Source organism: Actinoplanes siamensis (assembly GCF_016862395.1).
Taxonomy (GTDB): Bacteria; Actinomycetota; Actinomycetes; order Mycobacteriales; family Micromonosporaceae; genus Actinoplanes; species Actinoplanes siamensis.
Map to the genome: position 1 here is coordinate 66,666 of NZ_BOMW01000017.1, position 16,346 is coordinate 83,011.

Here is a 16,346-nt window from a genome sequence, read left to right on the forward strand (position 1 = left end):
GTCCCGGACCGGCCCGGCGACCCCGGCGGCGCGGACGACGGCGATCCGAAGCCGAGAGACCGGGGAAGTGACCGTCAGTTCCGCGCGGCGGCCTGCTCCAAGCGGCGGGTCAGCACCCGTTCGGTCAGGGTGACCAGCACGATCTTGACCGATTCCCGGCGGCGCGCGTCGCACTCGACCAGCGGCAGTTCCGCGTCCAGGCCCAGCGCCTCGCGGATCTCCCCGTGCTCGAAGCGGCGCGCGCCGTCGAACGTGTTCACCCCGATCACGAACGGGATGTCGTGCTCCTCGAAGTAGTCGATCGCCGGGAAGCAGTCCTCGATGCGCCGGGTGTCGACCAGCACGATGGCCCCCAGCGCCCCGTCCACCAGGTCGTCCCAGAGGAACGCGAACCGGTCCTGTCCGGGTGTGCCGAACAGGTAGAGCAGGAGCGCCTCGTCGAGCGTGATCCGGCCGAAGTCCAGGGCGACGGTGGTGGTGGTCTTCGCGGCGACACCGGTGAGGTCGTCCACGCCGATCGACCGCTCGGTCATCTCGGCCTCGGTGACCAGCGGCTCGATCTCGGAGACCGCGCCGACGAAGGTGGTCTTGCCGACGCCGAAGCCACCACTGATCACGATCTTGACGGCGACCGGCGGCGACGCGGTGACCGTCTCAGAGTGCCCGAACACGATCCCGGATCCTCTCCACGAGCGTGCTGGGGAACTCCCCCGGAAGGTGGTGCACCAGCACGAAACCATCGGTGATCAGGTCCGCGACGATCACCCGGACCACCCCGAGCGGCACACCCAGCGCCGCGGCGAGGTCCGCGATCGATCGCGGGGCCTGGCACAGCTCGACGATCCGGCGCGACTCGAAGCGCAGCGGCGCGGAGAGCGCGGCCGGCGCCGCGTACAGCTGGGTCTCGATCCGCAGGCCGTCGCGCATCGGCTCGGTGCGCCCACCGGTGAGCAGGAACGGCCGTACGACCGGATCGTCGCCCTCGCCGCCGGGCCGGATCATCGCGGCAGGTTCTGCCGGGACTCGGCGATCAGCGCGGGGGTCAGCAGGTCGCCGAAGCGCTCGGCGAGCCGGGTGATCTCGTAGCCGACCAGCCCCAGGTCGCTCTCCCCGCCGGCCACCACGCCCAGGCAGCTGCCGCCCGGGATCACCGAGACGACCAGGAAGCCGCGGCGCATCTCGATCATGATGAGCTTGAGGCCCTCGAAATCGTAGCGGCGCGACGCCGTGCGGGCCAGGCTGGCCAGGCTGGACACGATCGCGGCGAGCTGGTCGGCCTCGGTCCGGTCCAGGCCGTCCGAGCCGGCGATCAGCAGACCGTCCGAGGAGACCGCCACCGCGTCCCGGACGCCGTCGGTCTGCTGGACGAAGTTGCCGAGCATCCAGTTGAACTGGTGGCGGCCGGCGGGTGCTTCCACGCTCATCGAAACTCCTCGGAGGTCGCTGCGAAGGTGCGGGCGCCGCCCCGCTCGATGCCGTCGCGCAGCGCGGTCAGGCGCGCGCGGACCGCGTCGGGTGAGTCACTGATCTCGACCGTCGGTTCGGTCCGCGAGGCGGGCGCGGGGCCGGGGTCCGCCCGGCGTGCCCGGGGGATGCGTTTCCGCAACCCATTGGCGGTACGTTCGGGGTCCGCCCGGTGACCGGCCGGGCTCAGCGCGGGCGCCGCCGGGCGGTCGGTGACCACGACGTAATCGACTTCCAGAGCGCGTGGGCGGAGCCGGACCGGTCCGGTCGCCCGGGGCTGTCCGGCCGACGCCGCCGGGGAGATCGGCGCCGGTTCGGCGAGCAGCGCGGCGGGCAGGGTGATCCGGGCGGTCACCCCGGTCACCGCGGACGGGGTGAGCCGCACGTCGGCGTTCATCTGCGCGGCAAGCCGCCCGACCACGTAGTGGCCCAGATATCGGGCCGGCCCGGTCATGAAGTCGCCCTCGCCGCGCAGCCGCTGGTTGGCCCGGGCCAGCTCCTCGTCGTTCATGCCGACGCCCTGGTCGCAGACGGCGATCAGGTAACCGTCGCCGATCCGCCGCCCGTGGATCTCCACCTCGAGGTCGGGCGGGGAGAAGGTCAGCCCGTTCTCGACCAGCTCGGCGAGCAGGTGGGCGAGCCCGCTGGCGGCCCCGCCGTGCACCAGCGCGTCGTCGAGCCGGCGCAGCACCACCCGGCGGTACTCCTCCACCTCGGACACCGCGGCGCGGATCACGTCGGCCATCGCCAGCGGGCCGGGCCACTGCCGCGCGCTGGCCGAGCCGGCCAGCACCAGCAGGCTCTCCGCGTTGCGCCGCATCCGGGTGGCCAGGTGGTCCAGCTCGAACAGGTTGGCCAGCCCGCCCGGGTCGGCCTCCTCGCGCTCCAGGCGGGTGATGAAGCCGAGTTGCCGGCGCAGCAGGTTCTGGTTGCGGCGGCCCAGGTCGGCGAGGGACTCGGCGGTGCCGCGGCGCAGCGACGCCTGCTCGGTCGCCAGCGCGTACGCGGTGGTCCGCACCCGGTCGAACGCGTCGGCCACCCGGCGCACCTCGGCGCTCGCGCCGGCGGCCACCGGCAGTGGCGCGGGCGGTGCGGCGTCCTCGCCGGCCGCGGCCCGCCGGACCGCCTCGGGCAGGCTCTCGCCGGCCAGCCGGTCGGCCTCGGCGGCCAGCGCGGACAGCGGACCGGCCAGCGAGCGGGTCGCGCCGACCGCCAGCCAGGCCGAGCCGAGCAGGCAGAGCAGCACCACACCGGTGAGCAGCGCGAGCCGCAGGGTGGCCCGCTCGCGTAGCCGGTGGGCGCGGTCCAGGGTGTCCGAACCGATCCGGGCGGCCAGCCCGGTCATGTCGTCGAGCATGGTGGCCACCGCGGTCCACCAGTCCCCGGAGTCGGCGAGCAGGCTCTGCCGGTCGCCGGCGCGCAGCGCGGCGGTCTCCACCGCGCGGGCCCGCCGCGCGGCGGGGCTGTCCAGCAGTTCGGTCTTGGCCGCCGCGGCGTCCGCGCCGGCGAACTCGTCGAACTCGGTCAGCGACAGGTCCCGCGCCGCGACGATGCCGAGCAGGGTGGAGAACTCGCCCGGCTGGAAGCCGCCGGCGGTGATCACGCCGTCCAGGAACACCCACTCCTGCGCGGTGGCCTCCCTGACCTCGGTGAGCGTCTCCAGCGACTCGGCGCCGCGGCGCAGGTCCAGATCCTGGACGATCTCCAGGTGCCGGGTCTCGTCGCCGAGGTCCTCGATCAGCCCGGTGTAGAGGTCGAAGACGTCCGGCCGGGCGGCCTCGCCGCTGTCCGCGCGGGCGCGGATCCGGGGCAGGCCGTCCAGCTCGCCGAGGGCCCCGGCGGCGTCGCCGTCCAGCACCGACCGCACGGCGGCGCGCCGGTCGTCGACCCGCTGGCGGGCCGGGGCGATGCGCTCCCGGAAGCCGGTGTTGCCGCCGAGCACCGCGGCGGTCACGCCACGCTCGTTCTGCAGCTCCTGGACCAGGCTCTGCAGGGCCAGGACGACGGTGATCCGGTGCTCGGTGGCCGCCGCGTCGCGGTAGCGGGCGATCTCGTTGACGTAGATGACCGCGAGCAGCGCCAGGACCGCGGCGAGCGGCAGGGCCAGCATCCGTACGACACGGCCACGGATGGTCCGGTCGCGCCCGGTCGTGCGCCACATGTCGCAACCCCCTTGCCGCGGGTACTCGTCCGAAGCCGTTCCGTGACCGCCGCCAACGATCTGCGTCGGACATCCGACGGTCAACACCCTGATCGAGGGACGCGGCCGACGGGGCCGGGCTGGGCTCGGGTGATGCGAAACGTGATCCCCGAACGGGGGACGCGGCCGGCGCGGGCGCCGCCTCCGGAGCGGGCGGGGCGCCGGCCGGGAGGACGTGGCATTCGCCACAACCAATGCCCGGTATGCCCGTCCGGCCGGGCGACCAGGGCGACCCGCCACGGGCTCTCACCGGATGAGACGAAGATCTATTTACATAGATGTCGTGCCTGGTCCGCCGCCGTCGATGGACGCGGCGCGTTCACCACGCGGTAATACCCGCGAGTAACCGCCGGACCTGGCCGGAGCAGGGCGGTTGCCGCTGGCCCGCCCCTACCACCTGTACTCTCCTGACGAAGGTTTTTCCTCCAGTAAGGGCTCGATCGGGTGTTCAAACGAATCGCCATCGTCAACCGTGGTGAGGCCGCGATGCGGCTCATCCACGCCGTCCGGGAGCTGGCCGCGGAGACCGGCGTGCCGGTCGAGACCGTCGCGTTGTACACCGACGTCGACCGCACCGCCACCTTCGTCCGCGAAGCCGACATCGCGTACGACCTGGGGCCGGCCGCCTCCCGGCCGTACCTGGACCTGAAGCTGCTGGAGCGCGCGCTGGTCGCGACCGGCGCGGACGCGGCCTGGGTCGGCTGGGGCTTCGTCGCGGAGGACCCGGCCTTCGCCGAGCTGTGCGAGCGGATCGGGATCACGTTCATCGGGCCCGGCCCGGAGGCCATGCGCAAGCTCGGCGACAAGATCGGCTCGAAGCTGATCGCCGAGGAGGTCGGCGTGCCGGTCGCGGCGTGGAGCCGCGGGCCGGTGGAGACGCTGGAGGCCGCGCTCGAGGCGGCCGAGCGGATCGGCTACCCGCTGATGCTCAAGGCGACCGCCGGCGGCGGCGGGCGCGGCATCCGCAAGGTGGCCTCCGCCGGCGAGCTGACCGAGGCGTACGAGCGGACCAGCCAGGAGGCGGCCCGCGCGTTCGGCAGCGGCGTGGTCTTCCTGGAACGCCTGGTGACCGGCGCCCGGCACGTCGAGGTGCAGGTCATCTCGGACGGCCAGGGCACCGCGTGGGCGATCGGCGTGCGCGACTGCTCGGTGCAGCGGCGCAACCAGAAGGTGATCGAGGAGTCGGCGTCCCCGGTGATGCCGCCCGAGCGGGCCGCCGAGCTGAGGGCGTCGGCCGAGCGGCTGGCGGTCGCGGTCGGCTACCGCGGCGCGGCCACCGTCGAGTTCCTCTACCACCCGGGCGAGGACCTGCTGGCCTTCCTCGAGGTCAACACCCGCCTGCAGGTGGAACACCCGATCACCGAGTACGTGACCGGTTTCGATCTGGTCAAGGCGCAGATCCACGTCGCCTCCGGCAACCGCCTGGAAGGCGAGCCGCCGCGCGAGCGCGGGCACGCCATCGAGGCGCGGCTCAACGCCGAGGACCCGGACCGCGACTTCGCGCCGTCGCCCGGCCGCATCGCCCGGCTGGAGTTCCCGGCCGGCCCGGGCATCCGCGTCGACACCGGGGTCAGCGAGGGCGACAGCATCCCCGGCGACTTCGACTCGATGATCGCCAAGGTGATCGCGTACGGCAAGGACCGCGACGAGGCGCTCGGCCGGCTGCGCCGGGCGATGGCCGAGACCACTGTCGTGATCGAGGGCGGCGCCACCAACAAGAGCTTCGTGCTCGACCTGCTCGACCAGCCCGAGGTGATCGACGGCAGCGCCGACACCGGCTGGATCGACCGGGTCCGCGGCGAGGGCCGGCTGGTCTCCGACCGGCACTCCGGCATCGCGCTGGCCGCCGCCGCCATCGAGGCGTACGAGGACGAGGAGCGGGTCGAGCAGCAGCGGCTGCTCTCCACCGCGTTCGGCGGGCGCCCGCAGGTGCGGCACGAGAGCGGGGCGCCGCTCGACCTGAAGCTGCGCGGATCGACGTACCGCGTCCGGGTCGCCCGGGTCGGCGCGCAACGGTTCCGGGTCGGCATCGAGACCGGCGCCGACATTCGCCTCGCCGACGTCAGCCTGGAGCGCTTCGACCGCCACAGCGGCCGGATCACCGTCAACGGGGTGCGGCACAAACTGCTCACCGGAACGCACGGCGCGATCACCCTGGTCGAGGTCGACGGCGTCACCCACCGGGTCAGCCGGGACGAGGGCGGCGTGCTGCGCTCCCCGATGCCGGCGCTGGTGGTCGCCACCCCGCTGGAGCCCGGCGCCGAGGTCGAGGCCGGCGCGCCGGTCCTGGTCCTGGAGGCCATGAAGATGGAGGCGGTGCTGCGCGCGCCGTTCCGGGCCCGGGTCAAGGAGGTGCTGGTCGCGGTCGGCAGCAAGGTCGACGCCGGTGCCGCGCTGCTGCGCCTCGACCCGATCGGCGGCGACGAGGCCGAGCAGGCCGTCGCCCAGACCGCCGCCGACGTGGACCTGCCGGCCGCGCCGCAGACGCTGCCGGCCCGGCAGCGCGTCGCCCGCGGCCAGGAGGACCTGCGCAGCCTGCTGCTCGGCTTCGACGTCGACCCGCACGACGAGCGCCGGGTGCTCGACGACTACCTGGCCGCCCGCCGCGCCGCCACCGAGGAGGGCCAGCGCCCGCTGGACCGCGAGATCGCGCTGGTGGAGCTGTTCGCCGACCTGGCCGAGCTGAGCCGCAACCGGCCGGCCGGCGAGGACGGCGGCGACACCCACGTGCACAGTGCCCGCGAGTTCTTCCACACCTACCTGCAGAGCCTGGACGTGGAGCGGGCCGGCCTGCCGCAGTCGTTCCAGAACCGGCTGGCCAAGGCGCTGGGCCACTACGGCGTGACCGAGCTGGAGCGCACCCCCGCGCTCGAGGCCGCGGTCTTCCGGATCTTCCTGGCCCAGCAGCGGGCCTCGGTGGACGCCGCGGCGGTCGCCGCGCTGCTGCGCGCCTGGCTGCAGGAGCCGCCGCCGGACGCCACCCTGCACGAGCCGGCCGGTCTGGCCCTGGAGCGGCTGATCGCGGCCACCCAGGTGCGTTTCCCGGCCGTCGCCGACCTGGCCCGGGGCGTGGTGTTCGCCTGGTTCGGCCAGCCGCTGCTGCGCCGCAACCGGGCGCAGGTGTACGCCCGGATCCGCAAGCACCTGCGCCACCTCGACGAGTCCCCGCAGTCGCCGGACCGCGCCGAGCGGATCGCCGAGATGGTGCGCAGCACCGAGCCGCTGGTCCGGCTGCTCGGCCAGCGCCTGGTCCGCAACAGCGTGGACAATTCGGTGCTGCTCGAGGTGCTGACCCGGCGGTACTACGGCAACAAGGGGCTGAGCGGCGTTCGTACCGTCGAATCCGCCGGCTTCTCCTTCGTCGTCGCCGAGAAGGAGGGCACCCATCTGGTCTCCGCCGCGGAGAGCTTCGACCGGCTGAGCGGATCGCTCGCCGGGCTCGCCGCGCTGGCCTCCGGGGACGGGGCCATCGACGCCGACATCTACCTGTCCTGGGAGGGCCAGCCGGCCGACCCGGCGGAGATGGCCACCGCGCTGCACGAGGTGATCAACGGGATCGCGCTGCCGGCCCAGGTGCGCCGGCTGACCGCCACCGTCGCCGGGCGCAGCGGCGCGGTCATGCACCACCACTTCACCTTCCGGCCGTCCAGCGCCGGGATGGAGGAGGAACGGCTGATCCGGGGCCTGCACCCGTACATCGCGCAGCGGATGCAGCTGGAGCGGCTGCGCAAGTTCGACCTGACCCGGCTACCGTCCGCGGACGAGGAGATCTACCTCTTCCAGTGCGTCGCCCGGGAGAACCCGGCCGACGACCGGCTGGTCGCGTTCGCGCAGATCCGCGACCTGACCGAACTGCGCGAGCAGGACGGCCGGCTGGTCGCGCTGCCGACCACCGAGGACACCATCGCCACCTGCCTGGACAGCATCCGGCGGGCGCAGTCGCGGCGCTCCCGGGACTCGCGGTTCAGCACCAACCGCATCGTCATCTACGTGTGGCCGGTCCTCGGCCTGACGTACAACGAGATGGAGATGATCGCCCGGCGGGTGTCGCCGACCACTGCCGGCGCCGGCCTGGAGGAGATCCTGTTCATCGCCCGGCGGCGTGACGAGCAGACCGGCGAGCTGGTCAAGGTGAACGTGCGGATCACGTTCAGCGCGACCGGGGGCACCGAGCTCGTCCTCAGCGCGCCGTCCGACGACCCGATCGAGCCGCTCGACGGGTACCGGCAGAAGGTGCTGCGGGCCAGCAGCCGGAACACCGTCTACCCGTACGAGCTGACCGAGTTCCTCGGCTCCTTCGCCGAGTACGACCTGGACGAGTCGCACACCCTGGTGCCGGTCGACCGGCCCAAGGGCCGGAACACCGCCGCGCTGGTCGCCGGCGTGGTCACCACTGTCACCGCGCGGCACCCGGAGGGCATCAAGCGGGTCGTGCTGCTGGGCGACCCGACCAAGTCGCTCGGCGCGCTGTCCGAGGCGGAGTGCCGCCGGGTGATCGCGGCGCTGGACCTGGCCTCGTCGCTGCGGGTCCCGCTGGAGTGGTACGCGCTCTCCTCGGGCGCCCGGATCTCGATGACCTCGGGCACCGAGAACATGGACTGGGTGGCCGCGGCGCTCAAGCGGATCGTGGAGTTCACCCAGGACGGCGGTGAGATCAACATCGTGGTGGCCGGCATCAACGTCGGCGCGCAGCCGTACTGGAACGCCGAAGCCACGATGCTGATGCACACCAAGGGCGTGCTGATCATGACGCCCGACTCGGCGATGGTGCTGACCGGCAAGCAGTCGCTGGACTTCTCCGGCGGCGTGTCGGCCGAGGACAACTTCGGCATCGGCGGCTACGACCGGGTGATGGGGCCGAACGGGCAGGCGCAGTACTGGGCGCCGAACCTGATGGCCGCCCGGGACGTGCTGATGTCGCACTACGAGCACACCTACGTGGTGCCCGGCGAGTCCGGGCCGCGGACGATCCCGACCTCCGACCCGATCGACCGGGACATCTCGGACTTCCCGCACGTGGTGGCCGGCAGCGACTTCACCACTGTCGGCGAGATCTTCTCCGCGACTGCCAACCCGGACCGGAAGAAGCCGTTCGACATCCGTACGGTGATGCGGGCCCTCGCCGACCAGGACCACCCGGTGCTGGAGCGGTGGGCCGGCATGGCCGACGCGGAGACCGCCGTGGTGCAGGACGCGCACCTCGGCGGCATGCCGGTCTGCCTGCTCGGCATCGAGTCGCGGTCGGTGCCGCGGCGGGGCTTCCCGCCCACCGACGGACCGGACACCTACACCGCGGGCACGCTGTTCCCCCGCTCGTCGAAGAAGGCGGCCCGGGCGATCAACGCGGCCAGCGGCAACCGCCCGCTCGTCGTGCTGGCCAACCTGTCCGGCTTCGACGGCTCGCCGGAGTCGATGCGCAAGCTCCAGCTGGAGTACGGCGCCGAGATCGGCCGGGCGATCGTCAACTTCCAGGGCCCGATCGTGTTCTGCGTGATCTCGCGCTACCACGGCGGCGCGTTCGTGGTCTTCTCCAAGGCGCTGAACCCGAACATGACGGTGCTGGCCCTGGAGGGCTCGTTCGCGTCGGTGCTCGGTGGCGCCCCGGCCGCGGCCGTGGTGTTCACCGGCGACGTGAACGCGCGGACCGCCGCCGATCCGCGGGTCCGGGAGCTGGAGGCCCGGGCCGGCGCGGCGACCGGCGCGGACCGCAGCTCGCTCACCGCCGAACTGGACGACCTGCGGGCGTCGGTGCGCACCGAGAAGCTGGGTGAGGTGGCCGCCGAATTCGACAAGGTGCACAGCATCCAGCGGGCGGTCGAGGTCGGCTCGGTCGACGCGGTGATCCGCGCCGCCGAGCTGCGACCGCGGATCATCTCCGCGATCAAGGCGCGGCCGGCGTAGTTTCGTCGAAGTTCTCGGGGGCCCGGTTCGACCGGGCCCCCGCACGGCCGGACCGGGCGTGCGGCCAGCCGGCAGGCCGACGTCCGATCGGGACGACCGGGCCTGGGCGCAGCGGATCCCGCCGCTCGGCCGTCTCGATGCCCTCCGCCACCGGGCCCAGCTCCAGCGCCGACGCCAGCTGGCTGACCGCGGTGGCCACCGCCGACTGCCGGCCGACCGTGTTGATCTACTCGACCAATCAGCGGTCCAGCTTCCGGGTGGTGACCGGGCAGGTCAGCAGCAGGCCGAGCGAGGCGCCGCCGTGCCGAAGTCGTCCAGGGCCGGCCTCACGCCCGGCCCGCGCAGCCCGACCAGGGCCTCGTCCGACTCCTCGTCGACGAGCACCGCGGTCTCGGTGACCTCAATCCCGCTCAGCCGGCGCTCTTCTTCAGCACGGGTGTCCGCTGAAGGCGGGCCAGCACCCGCCGCGCGGTCAGCGGGACCACCGAGATCATCAGGCGGCCGGACTCGTCCACGGTCGGTGCGATCGCGAACAGCCGCCCGCCCCGCCGGCGCACCAGAGGCCGCGGCATCCGGGCCCGCGCCGCGCGGACCGCCGCCGCGCCCGCCGCACCGGTTGCGGTCTGCGCGCCCAGCGCGTGGGCCGCGTCGAACGCGCCGGGCTGGGCCGACACGGCCCGCCGCTGCCCGGAGTCGCCGCTGTGCGCCAGCACCGCGGCCACGTCGAGCCGGACGATCACGTCGTCGCCCGAGACGGAGACGTCGGCGGGGATCTCCTCGGCGCTCACGCTCCCCGGCCGTCCCCCGGACGCGGTGATCACCAGGTGGTCCCCGGACCAGGCGAACGACGTGGCGTCCAGCTTGGCGTCCCAGTCCGCGACGTCTGTCACGTCGAAGCACTCGTCCGGCAGCGTCCCGAAGCCCGGATAGGCGGCGAACCGGCGGCCGTCGCGTTCCACCGTGGGCGGCACGCCCACCTCCGCGTCCTGCCGGATCACCGCGAGCAGGTCGTCGAGTGAGCCGTGCCGGGCCACCGCCAGGCGGATCCGGGTCTCCGGGCCGAGCCGCCGGGCGATCCCATCGGTCAGGTACGCCTCGGCGAGCCGCCCCACCGTCCGGTGCAACTGCTCCTGAGTCGGCCGGTCCAGGCGCAGCACGTCGTCCTCGAGCAGGCGGGCCACCTCGTGGTCGAAGCGGTGCACCATGATCGCGTCCCGGCGCGGGCCGGCCTCGATCAGGCCCGCCACGAACGTCATGATCTTGTCGACGGTCTCGATCCGCAGACCGTGCCGGCTCAGGTAGGTGATGTTGGTGGCGCTGAACCGGCGGACCGCGAAGTAGTAGTCGTAGTCGGCGAGCACCGAGATCCTGCGCGCGTGGAAACAGGCGGCCAGGGTGAACGGCAGGTCGCTGCCGATCCGCATGTCCTCCGGGTACCGGATCGCGTGCTGTTCCAGCAGCTCCCGCCGGAACAGCTTGGTGTTGGCCAGCGACCGCGGCAACGGGGAGTCGAACAGGTCCACGTCCGGGTCGCTCTTCTGGTAGATGTCCTGGTAGATGTGCCGGCTGTTGACACCGACCACCCGGCCCAGCACGACGTCCGACCCGTACCGGTCGGCGGCCGTGACCAGGCGTTCCAGGGCTTCCGGGCCGAGCAGGTCGTCGGCGCCGATGAAGAACACGTAGCGGCCGGTCGCCGCGTCGATCCCGCGGTTGAACGGCACCGCGGGCCCACCCGAGTTGGCCTGGTGGATGACGGTGAACAGGCCCGGGTGACGGCGTTCGAAGCGGTCCAGCTCGGCGCCGCTGCGGTCGGTGGAGCCGTCGTCGACCGCGACGATCTGCATCCGCTCGGCCCCGATGGTCTGCCGGACCAGCGAGTTCAGGCACTCGGTCAGGTACGGCATGGTGTTGTAGACCGCCACCACAACTGTCACGTCAGGGCTACTCATGCCACAAGCTCCTGGTAGATGGTGTTCAGGCGGTCCGCCTGCGCCTCCCACGTCCAGCCCGGCAGCGGGCTGTCCGGTCCGTCGTAGACCGCCCGGTAGCGCTTCGGGTCGGCCAGGATCGCACGGACCGCTCGGGCCAGATCGGCGGGGTCCTGGGCCCGGAACACCTCGCCCTGCCCGGTCGCGCGCACCGCCTCGGCCATCGCCCGCACGTCGCTCACCACGATCGGCAGGCGCGCGTGCGAGTACTCGAAGAACTTCGTGATCAGCGCGATCTCGTGGTTCGGCCAGTGGTGGATCGGGATCACCCCGACGTCCGCCGGCGACAGGAACCGGAACACCTGGTCGGCCGGCACGTACGGCACCGCGTGCACCCGGTCGGAGGCGCCGGTCAGCGCGGTGATGTGCGGCGCGGACGGATCCTGTACGACCAGCGCGAGGTGCGCGCCGGGCAGCTCGGGCAGCGCCCGCACGATCGTGTCCAGGCCACGCTGCGGGCTGGACGACCCGCTGTACACCAGCAGCGGCGTGTCCGGGCCGACCCCGCAGAGCGCGCGCAGGTCGGGGACCTCCTCGTCGCCCGCGCGGGCCGGCGCGTTGAGCACCACGCCCGGCTTGCGCGCCAGCCCGTGCTCGGACTGCAGCAGGTCGGCCAGCGCGTCGGAGACGGTCACCACGGCGTCCGCGTACGGCACGTACTCCCGCTCGTAGGCCAGGTGCGCCGGCAGCCAGCGGGCGTTGTCCCGGCGCGGGCGCGCGCCGGGCAGGAACTCGTGCGCGTCCCAGACCAGCTTGACCACCCGGCCGGCGTCCGCGGCGCGCTGCTTGGCCCGGGCGCCGACGCCGAGCATCCGGAAGTCGTGCGCGTGGATCAGCGCGGGAGCCAGCTCGTCGATGACCTTGCCGAACGCCCGCTCGTAGTTCCACAGGCCGGGCTCCAGCCGCCGCCAGGCGCGGTCGCCCTCCTTGCCCAGCCAGTACCGCACCTGGGCGTGCTCCACCGGCCGGCGCGCCTTGCGGGCCAGCGCCAGCGGCAGGCCACCACGCTGCACCAGCTTGCGGCGCAGGCCGCCACCGCCGGATCCACCGCCGCCACCGCCCATCGGCAGCAGCCGCACCCGCGCGTCACCGATGCGCCAGGTGTGCTCTGTGTTGTCGGGTGAGCAGCCCAGCAGGGTTACGTCCCAACCGGCTTCGGCCGCCGATCGCGCGGTCTTCTGGACCCGCGAATCGCCGTGCACGCCGTTGTCGACGAGCATGACAACCTTCATGATGGCGCGAGTGTACGGTCACCCCGGACCACGAAGATCAACCGAGGTACCCGTCCGCCCTTCGGACCCCGTCCGCTCACCTTCTAGCCTCCCCTGGTGACTACCGTGCCGCCGGAAATGAACGTCATCTACCTAGCTCTCGGAGCGCGGCGGGTCCGCGCGGCCGCCGCACACACCGCCCAGTTGGCCGCCGACGGCCACCGCGTCACCCTAGCCCGGGGCGACGACCCCGCCTGGAGCGCCGTGACCGTCGCGTCGTCCGTGCAGGTGGTGCGGGTCGGCTCGGCCGCCGAGGCGCGCCGCCTGGCACAGTCCGCCGACGTGGCGTACGCCGGCGACGCCGAGGCCCTCGCCGCCGTCTACGGCCTGGACACCCGGACCGAGCCGGCCGCCGACCCGGACCGCCAGCCCAGCCCGGCCGACCTGGCCGTGGTGACCCCCTGGTACCCGTCGCCCGACGATCCGTTCGCCGGCGCGTTCGTCCGCGCGTCCACGGCCGCGGTCCGCGACCACTTCGAGCGGGTCGCCGTGCTGCACACGCAGAGCTGGTTCTACCCGCCGGGCCGGCTGCGCGGCCAGCTGCTGGGCGTGGCCGCCGAGCGGCAGGCGCTCCGCTGCGGGAACAACGTCGTCTTCGACGACCCGGAAGGGGAGATCTCCCGGGTGGCGGTGCCCACCCCGGCCGGTGGCGATTATCTGGCGTACGGGGACGAGCAGACCGCGGCGCTGCGTGCGGCCCTGCCCACCGGCCGGATCGAGGCCCCGGTCGTGCACGCGCACACCGGCATCATGGCCGGCGTGGTGGCCGGCCGGCTGGCCCGCCCGGACGCCCGGGTGGTGGTCACCGAGCACGCCACGTTCCTGGCCAAGGTCTTCGCCCAACCCGGCGCCCAGCGCCGCTACGCCGAGATGCTGGACCGCGCCGACGTGCTGCTCTGCGTCAGCGAGAGTCTGCGCACCCAGATCGCCGGGTTCTTCCCGGGCCACGCCGGCAAGCTGCGCGTGGTGCCGAACGCCATCGACTTCGGCGCGTTCACCACCCGCCCGGAGCCGCCGACGGCGCCGAACCGCTGGCTGTACCTGGGCCGGCTGATGGAGCACAAGGGCGTGCTCACGCTGATCGACGCGTTCACCCAGCTCGCCGCCGAGGACCCGGCGCTCTCGCTGGCCCTGGTCGGCTCCGGCCCGCTGGCCGAGACGGTCGATGCCCGGATCGCGGCGGCCGGCCTCACCGGGCGGATCACCCGGCGCCCCCCGGTCGGCCCGGACGAGGTGACCGCGCTGCTGCACGAGCACGACGTGCTGGCGCACGCGAGCGTGCGGGAGACGTTCGGCATGACCATCGTCGAGTCGATCGCCACCGGCACCCCGGTGCTGGTGGCGCTGAGCGAGGGGCCGGCCGAGACCCTGGCCGGCGTACGGGACGCGGCGGGGGCCACGTTCCCGCCGACCACCGACCCTTCGGTGATCGTCGCGGCGTACCGGCGCCTGCGGGACCGCTTCGCCGGGCTGGACCTGCCCGGCGCGCGGGCCGCGCTGGCGGCCCGCTACGGCCGCGAGGCGGTCGCGGCGCAGCTCCTGGACGCCTATGCGGGCGGTTCCACAGGTGGCTCACCGATGCCGGTGCCGCCGCGGCGCCGCCGCACCGGCTCGCCGCTCCCGGAGGCCACCGCCCGGGCCGCCCGGCGGGTGGTCCGCAAGTTCACCTGACCCGGAACCTCCGGTCCACACCCGGCGCGGCGCCGGCTCCGGCCGGCGCCGCCGCCTTCACACCCCGTGCCGCGCCAAGCCCGCTCCGCTCACGGCCGCAACGCGACTATCGCTCCTCGGCCGGTTCTCAGGGGTGCCTCGGATCCTCCGAGGCACCCCTGAGAACCAGCTGCCCGTTCAGGGCCGCATCTCGTACGCGCCGACCAGCGCGAGGACCCGCTCCCACACCGCGGCGGCGCGCACCTCGTCGGCCACCGGCCGCAGGATCCGGGCCCGCGCCCAGGCCGCCTGCTCCTCGGTGGTGGCGGTCTTGCCGTGCAGGTCGGTGGCGTGCTGCGCGAAGTCGCGCACCAGGATCGCGAAGATCTCGTCGAGCAGATGCGCGTCGAGACCGGTCAGCTCGGCCTGCTCCAGGATCAGGTGCCCGTAGACGACCAGCGCGAACAGCTGGCCGACCGAGAGCAGGAAGTCCAGGTCGGCCTGCTGTTCCGGCGCGACCCGCAGGTCGCCGAGGGCGTCCGCCTGCTCGCGGAACCGGGCGACGTTCGGCAGATCCAGGAATGGGTCGTACGCGATGCGCCAGTCGTGGAACCGGATCGCCCCGAGCCCCCGCGCCGGCCCCTGCCGGAACAGGAACTGGTCGTCGGCGGCGTCGTGCCGGGTCGGCACCGGCTCGTAGGCGACCGGGTGGTGCAGGTAGCTCGGCATGAACTTGAGGATCAGCGCCAGGTTGACGTGCACCGTGCCCTCGAGCTTCGGCAGCCCACGGATGTCCATGGCGGCCTTGTCGAAGTAGGTGTCCGCCTCGAAGCCCTTGGCCGCGATCACGTCCCACATCAGGTCGATGACCCGCTCGCCCTCGGTGGTCACCTTCATCTTCGTCATCGGGTTGAACAGCAGGTAGCGGCGGTCGTCCGGACCGGCCGACCGGAAGTAGTCGACGGCACGGTCGCTGAACAGTTTCATCGCGACCAGCCGGACGTACGCGTCGGACAGCTCCCGCCGCACGTGCGGGAAGTCCGTCACCGGCTTGCCGTAGAGGATCCGGCGGTGCGCGTGGGTGACCGCCTCGTACATGGCGTGCTCGCAGATCCCGACGGCGGCCGTGCACAGGTTGAACTTGCCGATGTTCACCGTGTTCAGCGCGGCGTCGAAGGCTGCCTGACCGCTGTGCAGCACGTCCTCGTCACGCACCGGGTAGTCGGTGAGCTCGAACGTGCTGACGTACATCTGCTTGTTCACGACGTTCTTGATCAGGTGGTAGTCCGGGTGGCGGCTGTCCGCCTTGAAGAACACGTAGCCGTCCTCGGTCCGGCCGAACACCGACACCAGGCCGGCCACGTTGCCGTTGCCGATGTAGTACTTCGTGCCGTTGGCGACGCCGCCACGCACCACCATGTCCGTGGAGTAGATGTCGGCGCCGTGGCCGCGCTCGGACAGCCCGAACGCCATCACGTGGCCCTCGTCGAGCAACCGCGCCGCGTGCGCCCGGGCCTGGGCGTTGGAGCTCTGCCAGACCGGGCCGAGGCCGAGCACGGTGACCTGCCAGACGTACCAGTAGTCCAGGCCGTAGAAGCCGAGGATCTCGCTGAGCGCCGCGTTGCGGGCGGTGTCCCAGCGCTTGTGCCGGTTCCCGTTCGCGTCCGGTGCCGGGGTCAGGAACGTCGCGAACAGGCCCTCCTTCGCCGCGAAGTCGAGGAAGTCCGCGTACCAGGTGCGGTTCACGTAGCTGTCGATCAGCGCCCGCTTGCCGCGCTCCTCGAAGAAGTCCACGGTGGCGCGCAGCAGCCGGCGGGTCTCGGCGTCGAAGTGCGCCGGGTCGTACGTGTTCGGGTTGAACAGCACCGT

The 16,346-nt window shown here is 73.0% G+C and carries 9 protein-coding genes; 2 read left to right on the plus strand and 7 right to left on the minus strand.

The features are described 5' to 3' along the window. Positions 1-74: 74 nt before the first annotated feature. The 4 genes from Asi03nite_RS08670 to Asi03nite_RS08685 are packed head-to-tail and all read right to left on the minus strand — an operon-like array spanning position 75 to position 3,625. Positions 75-740, minus strand: coding sequence for a GTP-binding protein (locus Asi03nite_RS08670; protein WP_203677976.1), 666 nt, complete (start codon positions 738-740; stop codon positions 75-77). Further along, the gene (locus Asi03nite_RS08675; protein WP_203677978.1) at positions 655-1,002 is read right to left on the minus strand and encodes a DUF742 domain-containing protein; all 348 of its coding nucleotides are present in this window, start codon (positions 1,000-1,002) and stop codon (positions 655-657) included. Before Asi03nite_RS08675 ends, Asi03nite_RS08670 begins: the two co-directional genes overlap by 86 nt. Beyond that, on the minus strand, positions 999-1,424 hold the full coding sequence (locus Asi03nite_RS08680) for a roadblock/LC7 domain-containing protein (RefSeq protein WP_203677986.1): 426 nt from the start codon (positions 1,422-1,424) through the stop codon (positions 999-1,001). The genes Asi03nite_RS08675 and Asi03nite_RS08680 overlap by 4 nt, the downstream gene beginning before the upstream one ends. After that, the gene (locus Asi03nite_RS08685) at positions 1,421-3,625 is read right to left on the minus strand and encodes a nitrate- and nitrite sensing domain-containing protein (protein WP_203677988.1); all 2,205 of its coding nucleotides are present in this window, start codon (positions 3,623-3,625) and stop codon (positions 1,421-1,423) included. Before Asi03nite_RS08685 ends, Asi03nite_RS08680 begins: the two co-directional genes overlap by 4 nt. 483 nt (positions 3,626-4,108) lie before the next feature. On the opposite strand from Asi03nite_RS08685, the gene Asi03nite_RS08690 reads away from it, so the two are divergent. After that, positions 4,109-9,565, plus strand: a complete 5,457-nt coding sequence (locus tag Asi03nite_RS08690; RefSeq protein WP_203677990.1) for an ATP-binding protein — start codon at positions 4,109-4,111, stop codon at positions 9,563-9,565. Positions 9,566-9,975: 410 nt separating this feature from the next. Here Asi03nite_RS08690 and Asi03nite_RS08695 read toward each other — a convergent pair whose 3' ends face one another. Together Asi03nite_RS08695 and Asi03nite_RS08700 are read right to left on the minus strand one after the other, a co-directional pair. After that, positions 9,976-11,517 (minus strand): glycosyltransferase, encoded by a 1,542-nt coding sequence (locus Asi03nite_RS08695; RefSeq protein ID WP_203677992.1) that lies wholly within the window; start codon positions 11,515-11,517, stop codon positions 9,976-9,978. Then, positions 11,514-12,776, minus strand: coding sequence for a glycosyltransferase family 4 protein (locus tag Asi03nite_RS08700; RefSeq protein WP_203678076.1), 1,263 nt, complete (start codon positions 12,774-12,776; stop codon positions 11,514-11,516). Before Asi03nite_RS08700 ends, Asi03nite_RS08695 begins: the two co-directional genes overlap by 4 nt. Before the next feature lie 108 nt (positions 12,777-12,884). On the opposite strand from Asi03nite_RS08700, the gene Asi03nite_RS08705 reads away from it, so the two are divergent. Further along, positions 12,885-14,498, plus strand: a complete 1,614-nt coding sequence (locus Asi03nite_RS08705) for a glycosyltransferase family 4 protein (protein ID WP_203677994.1) — start codon at positions 12,885-12,887, stop codon at positions 14,496-14,498. 177 nt (positions 14,499-14,675) lie between these two features. On the opposite strand, the gene Asi03nite_RS08710 is transcribed toward Asi03nite_RS08705, so the two are convergent. Then, positions 14,676-16,343, minus strand: coding sequence for an acyl-CoA dehydrogenase family protein (locus Asi03nite_RS08710; RefSeq protein WP_203677995.1), 1,668 nt, complete (start codon positions 16,341-16,343; stop codon positions 14,676-14,678). Positions 16,344-16,346 lie beyond the last annotated feature (3 nt).